Source organism: Chromobacterium sp. HL1 (assembly GCF_057418835.1).
The window spans coordinates 1,937,806-1,954,960 of sequence record NZ_CP162399.1 but is presented as its reverse complement, the minus strand read 5'-3'; the positions used below and the strand labels follow the sequence as shown (position 1 = coordinate 1,954,960).

General features: G+C 66.0%; 5 protein-coding genes. 2 read left to right on the top strand and 3 right to left on the bottom strand.

Features of this window, described 5'->3' with window-relative positions:
- Positions 1 to 19: 19 nt before the first annotated feature.
- From AB1Z25_RS08920 to AB1Z25_RS08910, 3 genes are all read right to left on the bottom strand, one after another.
- Positions 20 to 493: a hypothetical protein gene (locus AB1Z25_RS08920; protein ID WP_486637058.1), complete on the bottom strand. Its 474-nt coding sequence runs from the start codon at positions 491 to 493 to the stop codon at positions 20 to 22.
- Entirely contained in the window at positions 493 to 14,658 is a 14,166-nt protein-coding gene (locus AB1Z25_RS08915) for a LysM peptidoglycan-binding domain-containing protein (protein WP_486637057.1), read from the bottom strand. Before AB1Z25_RS08915 ends, AB1Z25_RS08920 begins: the two co-directional genes overlap by 1 nt.
- A gap of 107 nt (positions 14,659 to 14,765) precedes the next feature.
- Positions 14,766 to 15,626 carry a methionyl-tRNA formyltransferase gene (locus AB1Z25_RS08910; protein WP_107799382.1) on the bottom strand — a complete coding sequence of 287 codons (861 nt, stop codon included), beginning with the start codon at positions 15,624 to 15,626 and terminating at the stop codon, positions 14,766 to 14,768.
- A gap of 312 nt (positions 15,627 to 15,938) precedes the next feature.
- Here AB1Z25_RS08910 and AB1Z25_RS08905 point away from each other — a divergent pair, with 312 nt between their 5' ends.
- Both AB1Z25_RS08905 and AB1Z25_RS08900 read left to right on the top strand, forming a co-directional pair.
- Complete coding sequence (locus AB1Z25_RS08905; RefSeq protein ID WP_107799383.1) at positions 15,939 to 16,592, top strand: hypothetical protein; 654 nt, start codon at positions 15,939 to 15,941, stop codon at positions 16,590 to 16,592.
- 62 nt (positions 16,593 to 16,654) lie between these two features.
- On the top strand, positions 16,655 to 17,086 hold the full coding sequence (locus AB1Z25_RS08900; protein WP_486637056.1) for a hypothetical protein: 432 nt from the start codon (positions 16,655 to 16,657) through the stop codon (positions 17,084 to 17,086).
- Positions 17,087 to 17,155 lie beyond the last annotated feature (69 nt).

Sequence of the window (17,155 nt, the reverse complement as noted above, 5' to 3'; positions counted from 1 at the left end):
AGCCCCCTATTTCATCAAACTATATACACTGCACAGGCCCAACTCCACTTGCCAAAAACAGCTGAGTCTGCTCATCATTAGCGGGCTCCAAGCCACCAAAAAAATTAGCCACCTCAAACAAGTCAGCAACACCCCTCGCCCATTCATACATGTCTTCAGAACGAACCACCCCTCCTTCTCTACAATCCTCCGAAGACAAAACAATCACCAAGTCATTCACTTCACCATAATGAATAATTTGAAGAGTTACCCCTTTGACCAATTTAGCCCCAACCTCCATCCCCTCCAAATTTAGGAGTATAGCCACGTCCTCCTCTTGCGAAGCAATTTCTTCCCAAAACCCAGCATCAATAGCCTCACTTACAGGCAATAATTCATCACCATCGCGAGTAAAGTTTTTGACATTTCCCTCATATCGAATCAAACTCAAAACACAAGGAGCGACCTTTAAAGCAGGTACGCTTTCAAATACAAACTCTAACAATCCATTCATTAGTCCACAAATCCTTTAAAAGTCATATCTTGATTAAGCCGAACTCCTCGACCATCTGGCAGGCGTTTTTCGACGAAAGATAGGCTTCCATCTTGGACCACCTTAAACTCTCCTGGTGACCGAATAATATCACGCAGCTGCCGCATTCCCTGGCCATTCCAAGTAGACATTTTCCCTTGAACCTTTCCCCAAACCTCAATTCCAGACATATCAGGATTACTAAACGTTGCTGGACGGCCACTATGCTTTGACAATGCATGGCCAATAATCGTTGATCCCTTATATGGTGCTTGCGCTGTTGTCAGTACCGTTTTTGTTTCCGCAATCGTTAACCCCCAAGAGGCCACTTTAGATGCATACCCTGAAGTAGCCTCCATCCCGACAGCCCCATACACTCCCTTCGTGCCCTGCCCGACTGGCTTACCCCAAATAGACGCCACCAGCGCACGCGCACCCTCTAGGCCATACCCACTCACTGGACTCGATGCGCCCAACAAACCCAGCCGTGTAGCATCAGTACGGGTGCCAGCCAAAGCTCCCAGCACGTTGCCGCCAGCGTAACCCAATGTCAATGCCGTATCTTGTACTGCTTGGCCGGCCCCACTCCAGATTGTGCTCAAATAGGCCGCTGTCGCTACCGGGCTGCTACTCAGCATATCCAGTTGCTGCACCAACTTACTCGGCGACCACTGGGCATTGAGCTCCGCCCGGCGTTGTGCCGCATCCGGGGTTTGGTAGGTCAGGAGGTCCCACAGCGAGGCGTCTCCCGACATCACCTTGCTCCAACCTTGGCCAATAGTGTAGTTGGAACGGCCATTCAGGGGCTGCCCCATAACGTCCACCTCTTCCACCGCTAGAGGCTGCAATGGCTTGCTCACTGGTCGCAAGGCGGTGCCATTCACCGAGTAGCCCAGCCCAGCATCGCTAATCACTTCCTGCCACATCAACCGGGTCTTGCCCCCATCCGCCATCATCACCCCGCGCCTGTCGTAGCGGGTCTGCTTGGCTTCGCTCAGCATCTCCTCCATCGCTTGAGCCATACGCTCTTGCTCTAGCTTAGACTTGGACTGCTCCTTATCCCGGGTTTGGATACCATTCACCACCTGATCGCCCAGCGCGCTGCCAAACGATTCCGCTGCGATCGCGCTCCAGTTAGGACGTTGGCCGGTCAGCTGCGACTGGATACCACCCGACACCAGGCCGCGCAGCGTGCCGTAGCCCACACTGGCTACCGGATTCTCGCTGCTCCACCCCAAGCCCTCCGCCATCCAGCCGCTGGCCCCGGCCGCCGCGCCACTGGCCGCCACCGCGGTCCAGCTGAAGCGCTTCTGCAAGCCGGTAGCCACCGCCACCCCCTGGGTCAAGGCGTTACCCGCCGCCGCCCGCAGCGCGATCGGCGCGTTTTTCAGCGAGTCGCCCAACATCCCAGCGCCCACGCCGGCGCTCACCCCCGCGCCAAGGGCGCTCAAGCCCACCTGGCTCCACGAGAACTGATCCTGCATCCCCATCGCCATCGCCACGCCCTGGCTGGCCATGGAGCCCACCGCTCCCGCTGCCGCATAGCCGGCAAAAGTGGCCGCGGCGCTCGCTGTCGCGGCCACACCCGCCGCCGCCGGCGCAGCGCCTAGCAGGGGGATCAACGCCTGGCTGAAGATCGGACCCAGCGTCACCACCGCCACCACGGCGACAATAACAACGAAGATAGCGCCAAAACCGCCGCAGCCCCCTCCGCCCCCGCCCTGTTGCGGCGGCGGCGGCGGATCCGGCAGCGTCGGCGTCACATCGCCAATTGCCTCGCCTGGGCTATACACCCGGTAAGTGCCGCTGTTGTTGTGCACATTCGTCACTTTGTTCGGCACTTTCAGCACTTGCCCCGCCGCCAAGGGCTCGCTGCCGCTCAGGCTGTTGGCGTCCGCCAGCAGATACCACATCGCCTGGTCGCCCCACAGCGACGCCGCCAGGCTTTGCAGGGTGTCCCCCGCCTTCACCGTGACGAAGCCCGGCGTCTGGCCCGGGTAGCTCGGACCGATCGGTTCGTAGTTCTGGTCGAAGTCGGCGCTGTTCACCGGCTGACCTTCGCGGTACTGGTCTTTGCGGTTGCCGATCTGGCTTTGCGCCAAGGCCTGGGCGTAGTCGACGCGGCTGGCGCCATCGTTGCCCACCGAGCCGATCTGCTTGCCGTCCAGGTAGTAGTAGTCCTGCCGTTTGTAGGTGCTGCCCTTGGCGATTTCCTCGCGCTTGAGCACCAGGCCCTGGGCGTTGTTGACGTAGCGGAGGCTGCGCTGGCCCACTTCGTCGCGCGCTTCGGCCAGGTGGCCGTTGACGTTGTAGCTGAGATGGGAGTAGCCCTTTTCCCAGCCCGGCGCGTCCTTGTTGTAGGGCTGGGCGGTAATGGTGCTTTGCTTGGCTTCGTCCCACCATTCATAGCCGTAATAGCTGGTGGTGGTGGTGCCGCTGCTGCTCTGCGCGCTGCTGGCCACGGTGCCGTCCGCCATCAGGGTGTAGGTGGTGGTGGCGCCGTCCCGGGTTTGCTGCAGCAGTTTGTGGTCGGCGTCGTAGCGGGACTGGGTCTGGCTGCTGACGCCGCCGTCGCCGTTCCAGCGGTATTGGCGGTATGCGGTGGCGCGTCCCAGCAGGTCGTTGTCGCGCTGGGAGGCCAGCTTGCCGTTGATGCGGGTGCTCTCCAGATAGCCGTCGGCGCTGTAGGTATAGGTCTCGGTGGTTCCATCAGAGGCGTTGATGGCCTGCACCCGTTCGCCGGCGGCGTTGTACAGGATGTCGACGCCGTCGCCGCCCTGGGGGCCGCGGCTGATCTGGCCGTCGATCTTGCTGCCCTTGGTGGTGAGGAAGCGGTTCATGCTGTCGTAGCGGTACCAGTAGTCCTGGGTCCGCTTCTGGCCGTCGACGCCGTCGTGGTAGACGCTGTTGACGTTGATGCGGTTGCCGACGGCGTCGTAGCGGTAGGTGATCAGGAATTTGGGATCATCGATCAGAGTCACCCGGTTGCGCGCGTCGTACTCTATCCTGGCGTACTGGTAAAACTCGCGGCTCTGGTTGTTGAGGCTGGTATAGCCTTCAAAGGTCTTATTGCCGTCGTTGTCGTATTCATACAGGGTGTAGCTGTCCAGCGCGTGGTCGGACAGGCTCTTCAGATAGCCATTACCGTAGTACTGGTAAGTGATGCGCTGGCCGGTGCTTCCGCTTTGTTCGGCCACCTGGCCGGCGTGGTTGTAGCGGTAGCTGAAGCGGTGGTTGCCCAGGTCGACATGGGCCACCTTATGGCCGAACAGGCTGACGTCGTCGGTCTGGCTGCGGCCGTTGGCGTCGGTCTTGACGCTGCGCCAGCCGCCGACGACGATGCCGCCGGCCCCGGCGATGGCGGCATCCCACTGGTAGCGGTAGCTCACCCGGCGCCCGGCAGCGCTGACGGTGGCCAGCACCCGGCCCAGGCTGTCGTACTGGGTGGTGTCGGCCAGGCTGTCCTTGCCGTCGCTGGTGCTGCGGTGGGCGATGCGCTGGCCGGCGCTGTCGTAGTCGTATTCGTCGTAGCCGCGGCGGCCGTCGGCGCGCGCGGCGCGGTCCTGACGGATCAGCTGGTTGTTGGCGTTGTAGCGGTAATCGCTGCGGCGGCCGATTTCGTCGACGCTGACACGCAGATTGCCGAACACGTCGTAGCCCAGTTGCTTGACGCCGCCGTCGGCGTGCGCCTCGCCGCCGCTCTTGCCCTGGCCCCTCTCGCCCCCGGCCAGCCAGCTTTGGCGGTTAAGCTGGCCGTTGGCGTCGACGGTGGCCACCAGATTACCCAGCGCGTCGTAACGGTACAGGGTGCGCACCGGCGGCGGGGCCTTGTCGCCGGCCGCGACGATCACGGTTTGCGGGTCTTGCTTGGCCAGCAGTTGGCCGAAGGCGCTGTACTCGAAGGTGGTGCTGTTGCCGCGGCCGTCGGTTTCGCTGCTCACTTCGCCGAAGGCGTTGTACTGCTGGCGGCGGATGATGTTGTGCTCGCTCTGGCTGGTGCCGGTGATCACCCAGTTGAGGCGGGCGCTGTCGACGCCGCTGTGGCGGCGCAGATAGCCGCTGACGTCCAGCGCCGCGCCGTCGGCGCCGGTCAGCAAGGCGCCCTGGGCGTCGGCCAGCTGGTAGCGGTACTCGTAGTCGCCGGCGGCCAGCGCGTCGGCGTTCAAAGCGAACTGGCCCTGGGCGTTGCGGCTCAGCGCCGCCTGGGTCCAGGCGCCCTGGCTGCCCTTGCTCCGGTAGGACAGCAAGAGCTGGGCGGCCTGGGTCTGCGGCGGATTGAAGCTGACCATCAGCGGCAGCGTCAGGCCCTTGGTATTGACGCTGACGGCGCCGCCGCCCAGCGTCAGTTGACCGCCGGCGCGATTGAGCATCAGGCCGTTGGCGTCGAACAACTGGTATTCGAAGTCGTAGACCGTCGGCGCGCTCAGGCCCTTGGCCAGCGCGCTGCTGTCCCAGTCCCATTCGCCGTTGGCGGCGCGGCTCAGCGGCGCTTCGGCCCAGGCGCCGCCGGCAGTACGATAGCGGATCAGGCCGCGGGTAGCCGCCGCCGGCTGATTGCCGCCGATGTGAACGATCTGCGGCTGGTCGCGCCAGGCGACGGGCTGGGTGACGGAAGCCGCTTCGCCCGGACGGAAGGCGCCGACCACCGCGCCCAGCGATTGGCCGTTGGCGTCGAGGCGCTCGAGCTCATACTCCCAGGTCTGGCCGGCGGCCAGGCCGTAGTTGGACGGCAGGAACTGGAACCAGCCCTTGAAGCCGGTGGCGGCCAGCACCTGGCTGGCGCCCCACTCGCCACCTGGGGTACGGAAGCGCAACCGTGACGACACCGCGGCCTCGCCGAGATTGGTCAGATTGACCCAGCCGGTGTTGTACATGAAGGCGCTGTCGACGGCGGCCTCGCTCTGAGAGATGGTGGGCGCGCTGTCGTTGAGGTTCATCGTGCCCTGGCGGGTGTTGAGCACCTTGCCGGCGGCGTCCATGGCGACGTAGCGGAATTCGTAGGCTTGGCGCGCCATGCCGGACCAGTCGAGGGCGAACTGGCCCTTCACATTCTCTCCATTGGCCTTGAGTTGCGGCACATAGACGTACTGCCAGCCGGCATTGCTGCCCGCCGGGCGGGTGTAGAGCAGCATCTGGGTGGTGTCAGTGGGCTGCGCTTTAAACAGTAAGTCCCTCCCTCCAAAAGAGCCCGATACAACTACGGGAGCCAGATTTCTCAGATCCACAGCTGGAAGCACTCCCGAACTGCTATATAGCGGTAACTTCTGCCGAGTACCACCGACTTGCTTATAGACATTTACTCTGAATTTGAAACTCGGCATTCTAGTCGGATATGGCCCCCCCCACTGGAATTGAAGCCAGAACCCGGCCTGCCTTACCCCTTTACCATTAGCGTCTACCTGTATGGTATCTGTTTGTGGTTTTCCATAGTCCTCTCCTAGAGTCAACTCAATTTCATATGCTCCATCTCCATACGCGCTCAAATTCGGCAAATTAGCATTCAAACTAATACTTGTAAGGTAAGCTTTATATTCAGATCCTCCCCTACTACTACGCCCCCCCTCAAACTCCGAGTTAGAATACTCTAGCGGCTCAAACATAAAATCCGGGGTCAAAGAAATACTTCCCCCCATTGGTAAATTAGCATTTGAGGCCCCCCCCGCCAGCGGATTCTTCTCCACCGCCACGCCCGGCGCCTTCGAAGATCCCGCCGTCACCACTCCGCCGCTGCCCTCCTGCGGCACCGCGCTCACCCAGCGCTCCGCCTGCACCAAGGCCTGGTCCCGCGCGTTCACCATCTTCGGCTGTTTGGTCTGTACCCGTTGGTTGCGGCCGTCGTATTCGCTGATCGTCAACCGCAGGCCGCTGTCCGGCCGGTTGATCGCCGCCAGGATCTGATCCCGGCTCTGTTGCCGCAGGTCCACGCTGTCCGATTCGATCTGCAGCGTGGCGTTGCCGTTGGCGTCGTACAGGTAGGCGCGGGTGACGCCGCCGCTGTTGTTCCGGAACACCCGGCCGGCGCCGTCGTAGTCGGCGAACTCCTGCCACGCGCCCTTGCCGTTGGCGCTGGTGCGTTTGCCGTCAATCTCGCCGTAGGCGTTGTAGCGGGTTTCAAAACGCATGCCGGTCGCCTGGTCCCGTCTCTCGGTCTGGCGGCCGGCCGCGTCGTAACGGTAGCCGGTCACGTCGTTGACTTCGCTGCCGTCGGCCTGGCGTCGCGCCCGCTGGCTGCGGGTCAGTTGACCGGCGGCGTCGTAGTCGTAACGGATGGCATTGCCCATCGCGTCGGTCTGGCTCAACAGCCGGCCGCCAATCCCATATTGGTAGCGCACAATCTGGTCATCGGCTTCGCTGGCCTCGTCCAGGCCGCGACGGATCTGGCGGCTGAGCTGGTCCAGGCCGTTGTATTCGCTGTCGCTGGTCGGCCGCACGCTGCGGCCTTCGTAGTCGGTATAGGCGGCGTCCTGACGTCGGGTTTCCCGGCCTTGCGCGTCGTAGCGCCAGTCGGTGACCTGGCCGGCGGCGTCGGTCTTTTGCGTCACCTTGCCCAGCGCGTTGTACTGGTAGCGAGTGGTGGCGGTGACCACGTTCTGGCTTTGGCCGTCGGCGCTGGCTATCTGGACGCCGAGGCTGCGCTCGACGCTGATGCGGCCCATCCGGTCGTAGTCGGTTTCGCGCACGCGGTCGTCGGCGTGGGGCTTGAGCTGCTGACGCAGCGTGTCCAGCGGGGTGGCGCTGTCGTAAGCGCCGCTCAGGGCGCTGGCGTAGCGGGTTTCGCGGATGGCCCGGCCGGCGGCGTCGTAGTCCCAGGCGGTGACGTAGCCGGCGGCGTCGACGCTCAGCAGTTTGCGGCCGGCGCGGTCGTAGTAGTGACGCTGGCTGCCGCCGCGGGCGTCAATGCTTTCCATCAGGTTGCCGTTGGCGTCGTAGCGCTGGCGACTGATCAGGTCTTGGGTCGCCACTGTGTACTGGCCGCTGGCCGCATCGCCCTGGCCGACGTTTTGCGCCGGCAGGCGGGTTTCGATCAGACGGTTGTTGCCGTCGTAGACGTAGCGGGTTTCGCGAACGTCGGCATTCGCCGACGCCGGCACGCCGCCGTCCGCCGACAGGCTCACCGGGCTGGCGTAGACGCGCTGGACGAGGACATTGCCCGCCGCGTCGTAGTCCCATTCGCGGAGCACGCCGTCGCCGTTGCGCTCCGCCACCTTGCGCCCCAGCGCGTCGTAGCGGCTGCGGGTGATCTTGCCGTTGGCGTCGGTGAATTCGATCTGCCGGCCGGCGGCGTCGTAGCGCCAGCTTTGGCTGGGGCTGACCGTGGCTTCGCCGCCGTCCAGGGTGTAGATCGGCAGCGCGTCGCCGGTCTGGCGGATCAGCCGGTTGTTGGCGTCGTATTGGTAGCGGGTGGTGCGCTGCTCCGGCTTGCCTTCGGCTTCCACTTGCAGCGTGCGGTTGCCGAAGCCGTCGTATTCGAAGCGTTTGACGATGCCCGACGGACTGGTCTCTTTGAGCACCCGGCCCTGCGCGTCGTAGATGTAGTGGTAGGTACCGCCCAGTTTGTTGAAGTATTTCAACTTGTTATTAAAAGCATCATAAGCCATCCGCTCGACGCCGCCTTCGGCGTCGAAGATGCGGGTCTGCCGTCCCAGCGCATCGTGTTCGATCCGGGTCACCGCGTCGCGCTGGGCATCGACGATCAGGGTCGGCGTCAGGCCGGGTTTGAGCGCGGCGGTGTCGACGCGTTGGGCGTAGCGGGTGATGCGGGTGGTCTGACCGAGCGCGTCGTACTCGGTGGCGGTGGCATAGCCTTCGGGATCGATGTGCAGGGTCTGGCGGCCGAGCGCGTCGTAATAGTTGTAGCCGCTATAGCCGCGCGGGTCGGTGATCTTGACCGCGTTGCCTGCCGCGTCGTATTCGGTGACGGTGACGCCGCCCAGCGCGTCGGTTTCGCGGATCAGCCGGCCGAGCAGGTCGTAGTCGCGGCGGGTGGTGTGGCCGCCCGCGTCGGTTTCGGCAATGCGATTGCCTTTGGCATCCAATTGATAGCGGGTGGTAGCGGCTAGCTTGCCGGCGTCGCCGCGGGTTTCCTGGATCAGGCGGCCGGCGGCGTCGTAGCTTTGGTGGGAGACTTGGTCGGCCGCGTCGGTCACCAATGCCGGCTTCCAGTCGCTGGGCCCCGAGGCGTCCAGCGCCAGTTCTTCAAACTGCGCCCGCGTCGCAAACAGCCAGGAGTTGTTCTCACCCACCGCGGTATTGGTTTTGCGCAGCGTCGCCACGCCTCGCACCGCGCCGTCCGGCGCCACGCCGTCCGCCACCGTCCGTTTGTAACCCTTCAGCGCCGGACCGCCCGGCAAGTTGTCCGCCGGGGTGTTGCGATGCGCGCCCGTCTGCTCCGATGTGGCGCCCAGCGCCTGACCCGCCGCGTTGAACCACACGATGTGCACGCTCGTATTCGCCCGATGCGCGCCGGTGTACACCGAGAAGGCGTAGCGACGTCCGGCTTGCACCGGCACGCTTTGCACCAGTTCTTGGTAAGCGTCTTGCGGGTGGCGACCAGTCTGGTGCAAGTAGACGGTGTTCTCGCCGGCCAGGCCCTCCGCTATCCGCCAGTCGGCGTTCAGATTGCCGCCCACTTCGGCGTCGGCGTTCCACGCGCCATAGCCCCAGTTCGCCACCTTGCCCGGCGCCGAGGCTTCGAACAGGCTGTTGCGCAGCAGGTTGGCCTGGGCGCGGCCTTGCAGGCTTTCCGCCGACAGCCCCATCTGCGCCAGGTTCTTGGCATAGCGTAGGGTGTCGGTGACATTGCCCGCCGCGTCGTAGCGGCGCTCGGTCACATAGCCCTGCGCGTCGACGCTGAGGCTGGGTCGTCCGGCTGCGTCGTAGAAACTGCGGCTGTGCTGGTCGGCCGCATCGGCCACCAATGCCGGCTTCCAGTCGCTGGGTCCCGAGGCGTCCAGCGCCAGTTCTTCAAACTGCGCCCGCTTCGCAAACAGCCAGGAGTCGTTCTCGCCCACCGCGGTATTGGTCTTGCGCAGCGTCGCCACGCCTCGCACCGCGCCGTCCGGCGCCACGCCGTCCGCCACCGTCCGTTTGTAACCCTTCAGCGCCGGACCGCCCGGCAAGTTGTCCGCCGGGGTGTTGCGATGCGCGCCCGTCTGCTCCGATGTGGCGCCCAGCGCCTGACCCGCCGCGTTGAACCACACGATGTGCACGCTCGTATTCGCCCGATGCGCGCCGGTGTACACCGAGAAGGCGTAGCGACGTCCGGCTTGCACCGGCACGCTTTGCACCAGTTCCTGGTAAGCGTCTTGCGGATGGCGACCGGTCTGGTGCAAGTAGACGGTGTTCTCGCCGGCCAGGCCCTCCGCTATCCGCCAGTCGGCGTTCAGATTGCCGCCCACTTCGGCGTCAGCGTTCCACGCGCCATAGCCCCAGTTCGCCACCTTGCCCGGCGCCGAGGCTTCGAACAGGCTGTTGTGCAGCAGGTTGGCCTGGGCGCGGTCTTGCAGGCGTTCCGCCGACAGCCCCATCTGCGCCAGGCTCTTGGCATAGCGTATGGTGTCCGTCACCCGCCCCGCCGCGTCGTAACGCCGCTCGGTCACATAGCCCGCCTCATCGATGCTCAGGCTCGGACGGCCCGCCGCGTCGTACACCGTGCGCGTGCTCTGGTCTTTCTCATGGGTTATCAACCGCCCCGCCAGTTCAGCCACCGTCAGCGTGGAGCTCAGGCCATACACCGATACCGGTGTCGCGTAGCGTCGGCTTTGCACCGCCTGCCCCGCCGCGTCGTACACCGTTTCCGTCATCAGACCTTGCACATTGAGGCTGTAACGCAAGCGGTCATTGTCGTCGTAGATGTAGTAGGCGGTTTTGCCCATCGCGTCGGTCTTGGACACCACATTGCCCTGGCCGTCGTATTGGTACACCGTGCTCTGCTTCAGCCCCTCCGGGTCCACCGTCTCCCGCACCCGACGACCGGCGCCGTCGTATTCGTATTCGGTGGTCTTCGCCTGCGCCGTCCCCGCCGCTTCCGTCACCCGGATCTGCCGTCCCTGGGCGTCGTAGCCGTAGGTGGTCGTCAGCTTGAGCCCGTCCGGATCGACGATCAGGCTGTGCAGCCGGCCCGCCGCGTCGTAGCGCTGTTCGGTCACCCGGCCGTTGGGCTCGGTTTGCCGCAGTACGCGGCCCTCCGCGTCGTATTCGGTGCGGCTGCTCAGTTTCAGGCCGTCCGGGTCCACGGTGCGTTGCAGCACCCGGCCCGCCGCGTCGTATTGGTAGACGGTGCGGGCGCCGTTGGCGTCGACGCTCTCGATCTGATGACCGGCGCTGTCGTAGCCGCTACGGGTGGTTCCCGCCGGCGTGGTGGTGCTCAGCACTTGGCCGTCGCGGTTGTATTGGTAGGTCGTCGCCTGACCCAGCCCGTCGATCAGTTGCACGGTGTCGCCGTGGCCGTTCTTCTGGGTGATGGTCTGGACGCCGTCCGCCTGGGTGACGGTGACGCGGCCGCTGGCTTCGTCGTAGGCGGTGGTGGTGGCGCGGCCCAGCGCGTCGATCTGGCGCAGCACCCGGCCGAAGGCGTCGTAGGCGTGGCTTTGACGGCCGCCTTGCGGGTCCTGGACGCTGATCTGGCGGCCCAGTTTGTCGTAGTCGATCCGGCTGCGGTGGCCGTTGGCGTCGACGCGCTCGGTCTGCCGGCCGAAGGCGTCGTAGCTCGAGCTTGATCCCAGCGCCAGTCCTTCGGCGTCGCGGGTCTGGCTTTGCAGCAGGCTGCGCCGGTCGTAGGCGCTGGTCTGCACGCTGCTGCGCGCGGCGTCCAGCCGCTGCCGATAAGCCACGGCTTCGCCGAAGGCGTTGTAGCGCCATTGTTCGCGTTCGGCTTCCAGCCGGTCGCCGGCGGCGAGGCGTTGGCCCAGGCGGTTGTATTGGCTGGTTTCGAGGCGGTCGGCCTCGCTGCTCAGCCCGCCGGGCAGGCCGCTTTGGTTGCCGCCGTTCAGCGCGGCCAGCGCGCCGGCGCCAAGCCGGGTGGCGTAACGCTGGGTGGCGACGACGTCGCCGAAGGCGTTGTAGCGCACTTCGCTGATTTCGCCCAGGCTGTTGAGGGTGTGGCTGAGGCGGCCGGCGGCGTCGTAGTAGTACAGGGTGCGCGCGCCGGCACCGCCCTGGCCGTCGGGGCCCAGGCTGGCGGTGCGTTGGCCGCCGGCGTTGTAGTAGTGGCGAGTGCCCCAGCGCGCCCAGACGGCGTCGATTTGCGGGGCGCCGGCGTCGGCGCCGAGCGCGGCCAGCGCCTGGGCGCCTTCGCCGGCCAGTTCTTGCGTCACCCGGCCCTGGCTGTCGTAGCGCTTGAGCTGGCTGCGCGCGTCGTCGCCGGCCTGGCGGGTGACGGCGATCACTTGGCCTTGGGCGTCGTATTGGTAGCGGACGATCAGACCACTCGGCCGGTGTTCTTCGCGCAGCAGCCGGTCGGCGGCGTCGTATTGGCGCTGCACTTGGCGGTCGTTGCGGTCGGCCGCCGGGCGCAGCGCGGCCAGCGTGTCGCCGCCGCCGACGCGGGTGGCGTAGCGTATCGTTTGCGCAATGCGGCCTTGGGCGTCGTAAACGGTTTCGTCGAGGTAGCCTTCGGCGTCGATCCGGCCCACCAGCCGGCCGGCGCCGTCGTACAGGCTGCGCGTGCGTTGGTCGGCGCCGTCGCTGGCCGGGCGCAGGGCCTCCAGCGTGTCGCCGGCGCGGGCGCGCTGCGCGTAGCGCACGGTTTCGATCGCGCGGCCGGCGCCGTCGTAGCGGGTTTCGCTCAGATAGCCTTCGCCGTCCAGGCTGGCCAGCAGCAGGCCGTCGCGGTCGTAGTAGCGGCGGCTGACGCGGTCGCCGGCCGGATCGGCCGCCGGCTGCAGTTGGACGTCGGCCGGGTCCAGTTCGCCGGGCTGGCTCGCCAGCGCCGCCAGTTGTTCGGCGCTCAGCCGCGTGGCGTAGCGGGTGCTGCGGGTCAGCCGGCCGGCGGCGTCGTATTGGTGGCGCTCGACGCCGCCTTCGGCGTCCACGGTCTGGACCAGGCGGCCCAGGCTGTCGTATAGCCGGCGTTCGATGCGGTCTTCCGCCGGATTCGCCGCCGGACGCAGCGCGGCCAGCGACAGCGCCGCCGGGTCGCCGCTCAGCCGGGCGATGTCGATCCGGGTCGCGTAGCGCAGGCTGGCGATGATCTGGTCGTTGCCGTTGTAGCGCCATTCGGTGACGTCGCCGGCAGGATCGATCTGGCCGACCTTGCGGCCGCGTTCGTCGTAGAGCAGGACGCTGGCGGCGCCGTTGGCGTCGATCAGCCTGACCGGCTGGTGGCGCGCATTGTATTCGCTGCGCGCGGTGCCCAGCGGGCCGCCGGCGTCTTGCTGCACCACGGCCAGCAACTGGCCGGCCGCGTCGTAGCTGCTCACCGTGCTCAGGCCGTTGCTCAGGCTGACCCGGGTCTGCCGCTGCGCGTCCTGGTAGACGGTGGTGGTGGCCACGCCCGCGCCGTCCCGGCTGCGCACCACGCGGTTCAGGCCGTCGTAGAGGTAGTCGGCCAGCACCGCGCCGCTGACGCCGTCCAGCTTCTGCAGCAGATTGCCCGCCGGGTCGTAGACATAGCGCACGCTGCTGTGCCGACCGTCGGTCACGCCCTTGCCCTCGGCGTCCAGGGTGGCGTAGCGGGTGGTGCTGGCCACCAGACCGCGCAGGTCGTAGCCGGTGTCGCTGCGTTCGACGCGGGACAGGTCCTGCTTTGCCGCCCAGGCTTGCAGTTCGGCTTCGCCGGTGGCGTCGTCGGCGCCGGCGAACACGCCGCCCTGGTACAGCAGCCGGCTGACTTCGCGGCCCTGGGCGTCGTAACGGCGCTCTTCCACCCGGCCTTCGGCGCTGAGGCTGAAGCGCAGCCGCAGGCCGCTGGCGTCGTAGACGTTGCGCCGGGTGCCGGCGCCGTCGACGGTTTCGCTCAGCAGCTGGTTCTGGGCGTTGTAACGGCGTCGGGTCTGCTGGTTCTGCGCGTCGCGCACGCCGACGCGGTTGCCGGCGGCGTCGTAGTCGAAACGGGCGGTTTGGCCGCGGCCGTCGGTGATCGCGCTGACCCGGCCGTGGCCGTCGTAGTCGAAGCGTTGCTCGACGCCGCCGCCGGCCACCCGTTGCAGCAGGCCGTCGCGGTAGTTCAGTTCGGTGCGCAGTCCGGCGGCGTCGCGGACCACGGTGCGCTGCCCCGCGGCGTCGTAGTCGAAGGAGGTGGTCAGCATCTGCTCGCCGCGCACGTCGCTGACGCTGAGCACGCGGTAATCGCCGCCCACCTGCGCGTAGGCGAAGTCCAGCCGGCTGCCGTCGCTCTGCTGCAAGCTGGCCAGCCGCTGGCTGGCGCCGTCGTACACATAGCGGGTGGTGTAGACCTGGCCGTCGGCGACGCTGTCGTCGTCGGGGCTGAGGTCGGTGGTGACGCTGCTCAGCCGGTTCTGCTCGTCGTAGCCGTAGCGGGTGCGGGTCAGGGTCTTGTTCTGCTCGCCGTCGCGGTACACGCTGCGCAGCTGGCTCAGATGGCCCTGGGCGTCGTAGTCGATGAACAGCGTCTCGCCATCGGCGCTGCGCAGGCTGACGATGCGGCCGGCGCCGTCGTAGCCCAGCGCGACGGTCTGGCCGTCGCGGCTTTGCACTTGCTGCAGCCGGCCGGCACTGTCGTAGCGCTCCTGGCTCTGGCTGTCGCCGTCGGTCCAGATCCAGGCCTGGCCGTCCCAGCGCACGGTGTCTTCGGCTCCGGCGCCGCCTTGCGCCAGGTAGAGGCCGCGCGCCGCGTCGTAGCGGTACAGGGTGTCGCTGCCGTCCTCGGCCTGACGGCGCAGTTGCGAGCCGGCGCTGCCCGGAGCGCCGCTGAAGTCGAACAGCTGGCGGCTGTAGCCCAGGCGCCAGTTGCCGGCGTCGCCGCCCTGCCCCTGGCTGTTGTAGGTGCGGACCAGCTGGATCGGCAGCCCGTTGCCGGCGAGGAATTCGTCGCGGCGCTGCAGCACCAGGTTGCCGTTGCCGGCGTTGACGTAGACCCGTTCGCCGCCGCGGCCGAAGGCGGCCTCGCCCAACTGACCCTGCCCGCCCAAGGCCGCCAACGAACTGTTCTGCAAACCCAAACCCACACCCGCCATCACTGCAACCATGCTGACCCCCGGAAATTGGACTGTTCGGAGAGTCTTATCTAGGCGATCGATAAAAAGTTTAGGTGGCCAATGAAAAAAATTTCAGCGAAGGTCAACACCGCCGCGCCTCACCCCCTCAGCCGGCCGCTGACGCCGCCGGGCGGGTTCAGGCTCCATTCGCTGATCAGCACCATGCCGTCGGCGGCGGCCACCAGGAGGCTCAGCGCATTGGACAGGATCAAGGAGCCCGGCGGGTAAGCGTGGCTCTCTCGCCAGCCTTGCGCGCGGTGCACGTGCACGGTGACGCCGTTGACCGCGGCCAGGCATTCGAAATCGCCGAAGGCGCGCACTCGGCGCATGACGTCCTCCACCGGCAGGCTGAAATCCAGCACCCGCTCTTCGTCCCGCCACAGCGGCCAATAGCTGCTGTTTTCGCCTTGCGGCTGAGCCTGATCCCATAAGGAGGCGAAGTCGCCGGCCACTCGCCCCGCCAGCCGGTACAACGCCAGTTGCAGTTTCGCATCCAGCGATTCATGAGTTTCGTCCGGCCTCAAGGCGAACTGCTCCTGCGCCAGCACATCGCCGGCGTCCATTTCCCGGGTCAATTGGTGACAGCTGCAGCCCCATTGCCTATGGCCGTCCAGGATCGCCTTCACCATGGGGTAAGGCCCGCGGCCGATGGGCAGCGGCGACGGATGGAAGTTGACCGCGTAATTCAGATAAGGCTCCCAGTCCGGCACCCGCCAGTTGTAGCTGGCCACCAGCAGGACTTCACAATCCTGCTCCGCCAGCTCCAGCAAATCGCGCTCGCGCATCCGCGACAGCTGCACCGGCACGCCCAGGCGCTCCGCCGCCGCCAGCGACTCCTTGTGGTGATGCATGCGATGGTCCACCGGGGTGCAGAACAACTTCAACGGCTGCCAGCCGGCGTGCAGGAACACGTCCAGCACCGGCTTGAAGCGATCGGACAAGGTAATGGCAAAACGCATGACGGCATCCCGGCGGTTCAGAGGGCTGACTTGTTTATAACAAGACCATCCGAACGAGACTGCTTGTCTCACGGAAATTAACAGAATCTCCCCGCAAGGCTGGCACGCCGTTTGCAACTGGCAACGGGTCAAGTCCTTGTTCTGACGCGAAAACAGGCCAAACTCGCCGCCAGACGGCAATTCTCTCCGCCACGGCGGCATGGATTGCCGCCCGCGCCGGCAAAACGTCAGAACCAGGCCGGCAATGGAAGTCGAGCTGCTCCGTGAGGCTCACGACCGACAACTCCATCATGACTTTGCGGGAGAACATTCATGTCAGTCAGCAATACCAGCGGCATCGATGCCGGCGGCAACGCCTGGCAACAACGTAAAGCCGTTCACCAGCAGCGCCGCCAGGATTTCCAGACCATGATCAACGACGTGCGGCAAGGCGATCTGGGCGGCGCGCAGCAAGCCCTCGCCAGCCTGCAGTCCGCGGCGTCCGGCGGTGCGACAAGCGGCTCAAACGCCGCCAACGCCGGCGGCCAGGACTTCGCCAGCCTGATCAACTCCATGCAGACCGACGGCAGCGTCGCCGCCGCCGGCGACGCGTCAGCCAGCAATGCCGGCGGCAACGGCGATCTGGCCGTGCTGTTCCAGCAGATGCTGAGCCAGTTGCAGGCGGCCAGCTTCGGCGGTTCGGGCAATAGCGACGCCGACGACGCCTTAAGCGCGCTGAGCGGCGCTTCCTCGGCCTCATCGCCCAACTCGCTGTTCAACAACCTGGGCCAGGATCTGGGCAGCGGCAACCTTAAGCAGGCGCAGCAGGATTACCAGCAGTTGCAGCAAAGCTTGCAGACGGCGGCGCAAAACCAGCCGCCTCACCATCGCCACCATCACCATGGCGGCGCCCAGGTTCAGGCGGCGCTGGCCGCCTACCAGGCCAATAGCGGCGACGCCGGCCAGACTCAAGCTTCCGCGGGCTGAGCGCCCTTTTCCCGCCGGACCTCGGTTTAAGCCGGGTCCGGCTAATTATTTTTACCGTTGAAATGAAAATCCATTCCACGCCGATAACGCCGCCCTCCCTCTCCCCAAGGCCCCGCGCCGCGGACGCCGCCGCCTTCGACCCCGAGCTTGCGCCGGCCGCCCCGGAGCCGACGCCGGAGCCCGCTCAAACCAGCCGTCCACGCCTGGACATGGCGACGCTGGTCCGGCTGCTGCTGATGCAAATGCAGCTCAAGCTCAGCCAGTCCGGCGACGCCGCCGAGGACACGCTCAAGCTCGCCACCGGACAAGACGCGCCGGCGTCTTCGTCCGGCTCGCTGATCGACGACGCCGGCCAGGCCGCCGCCGCCGACGCGCAAGCCGCCGCAGTTCAAGCCGGCGGCGAAGCCATGCCGCAGACGGCCGCGTCCAGCGCCGCCCTGCAGGCCTACGCCGGCGCGGGCGCCCCGCCCGGCAAGCCGCTGAGCAGCGCCTGAGCGCGCGCCTGTACCTCTATCTACGCCACTGTGCTAACCTGCCTTATTGGCGGCGACGCCCCGTCCGCG

Excerpts from the sequence above, each read along its gene's own strand:
- AB1Z25_RS08900 (WP_486637056.1), top strand. The coding sequence starts at position 16,655 with ATGAAAATCCATTCCACGCCGATAACGCCGCCCTCCCTCTCCCCAAGG.
- AB1Z25_RS08910 (WP_107799382.1), bottom strand. The coding sequence starts at position 15,626 with ATGCGTTTTGCCATTACCTTGTCCGATCGCTTCAAGCCGGTGCTGGAC.
- AB1Z25_RS08920 (WP_486637058.1), bottom strand. The coding sequence starts at position 493 with ATGAATGGATTGTTAGAGTTTGTATTTGAAAGCGTACCTGCTTTAAAG.
- AB1Z25_RS08915 (WP_486637057.1), bottom strand. The coding sequence starts at position 14,658 with ATGGTTGCAGTGATGGCGGGTGTGGGTTTGGGTTTGCAGAACAGTTCG.
- AB1Z25_RS08905 (WP_107799383.1), top strand. The coding sequence starts at position 15,939 with ATGTCAGTCAGCAATACCAGCGGCATCGATGCCGGCGGCAACGCCTGG.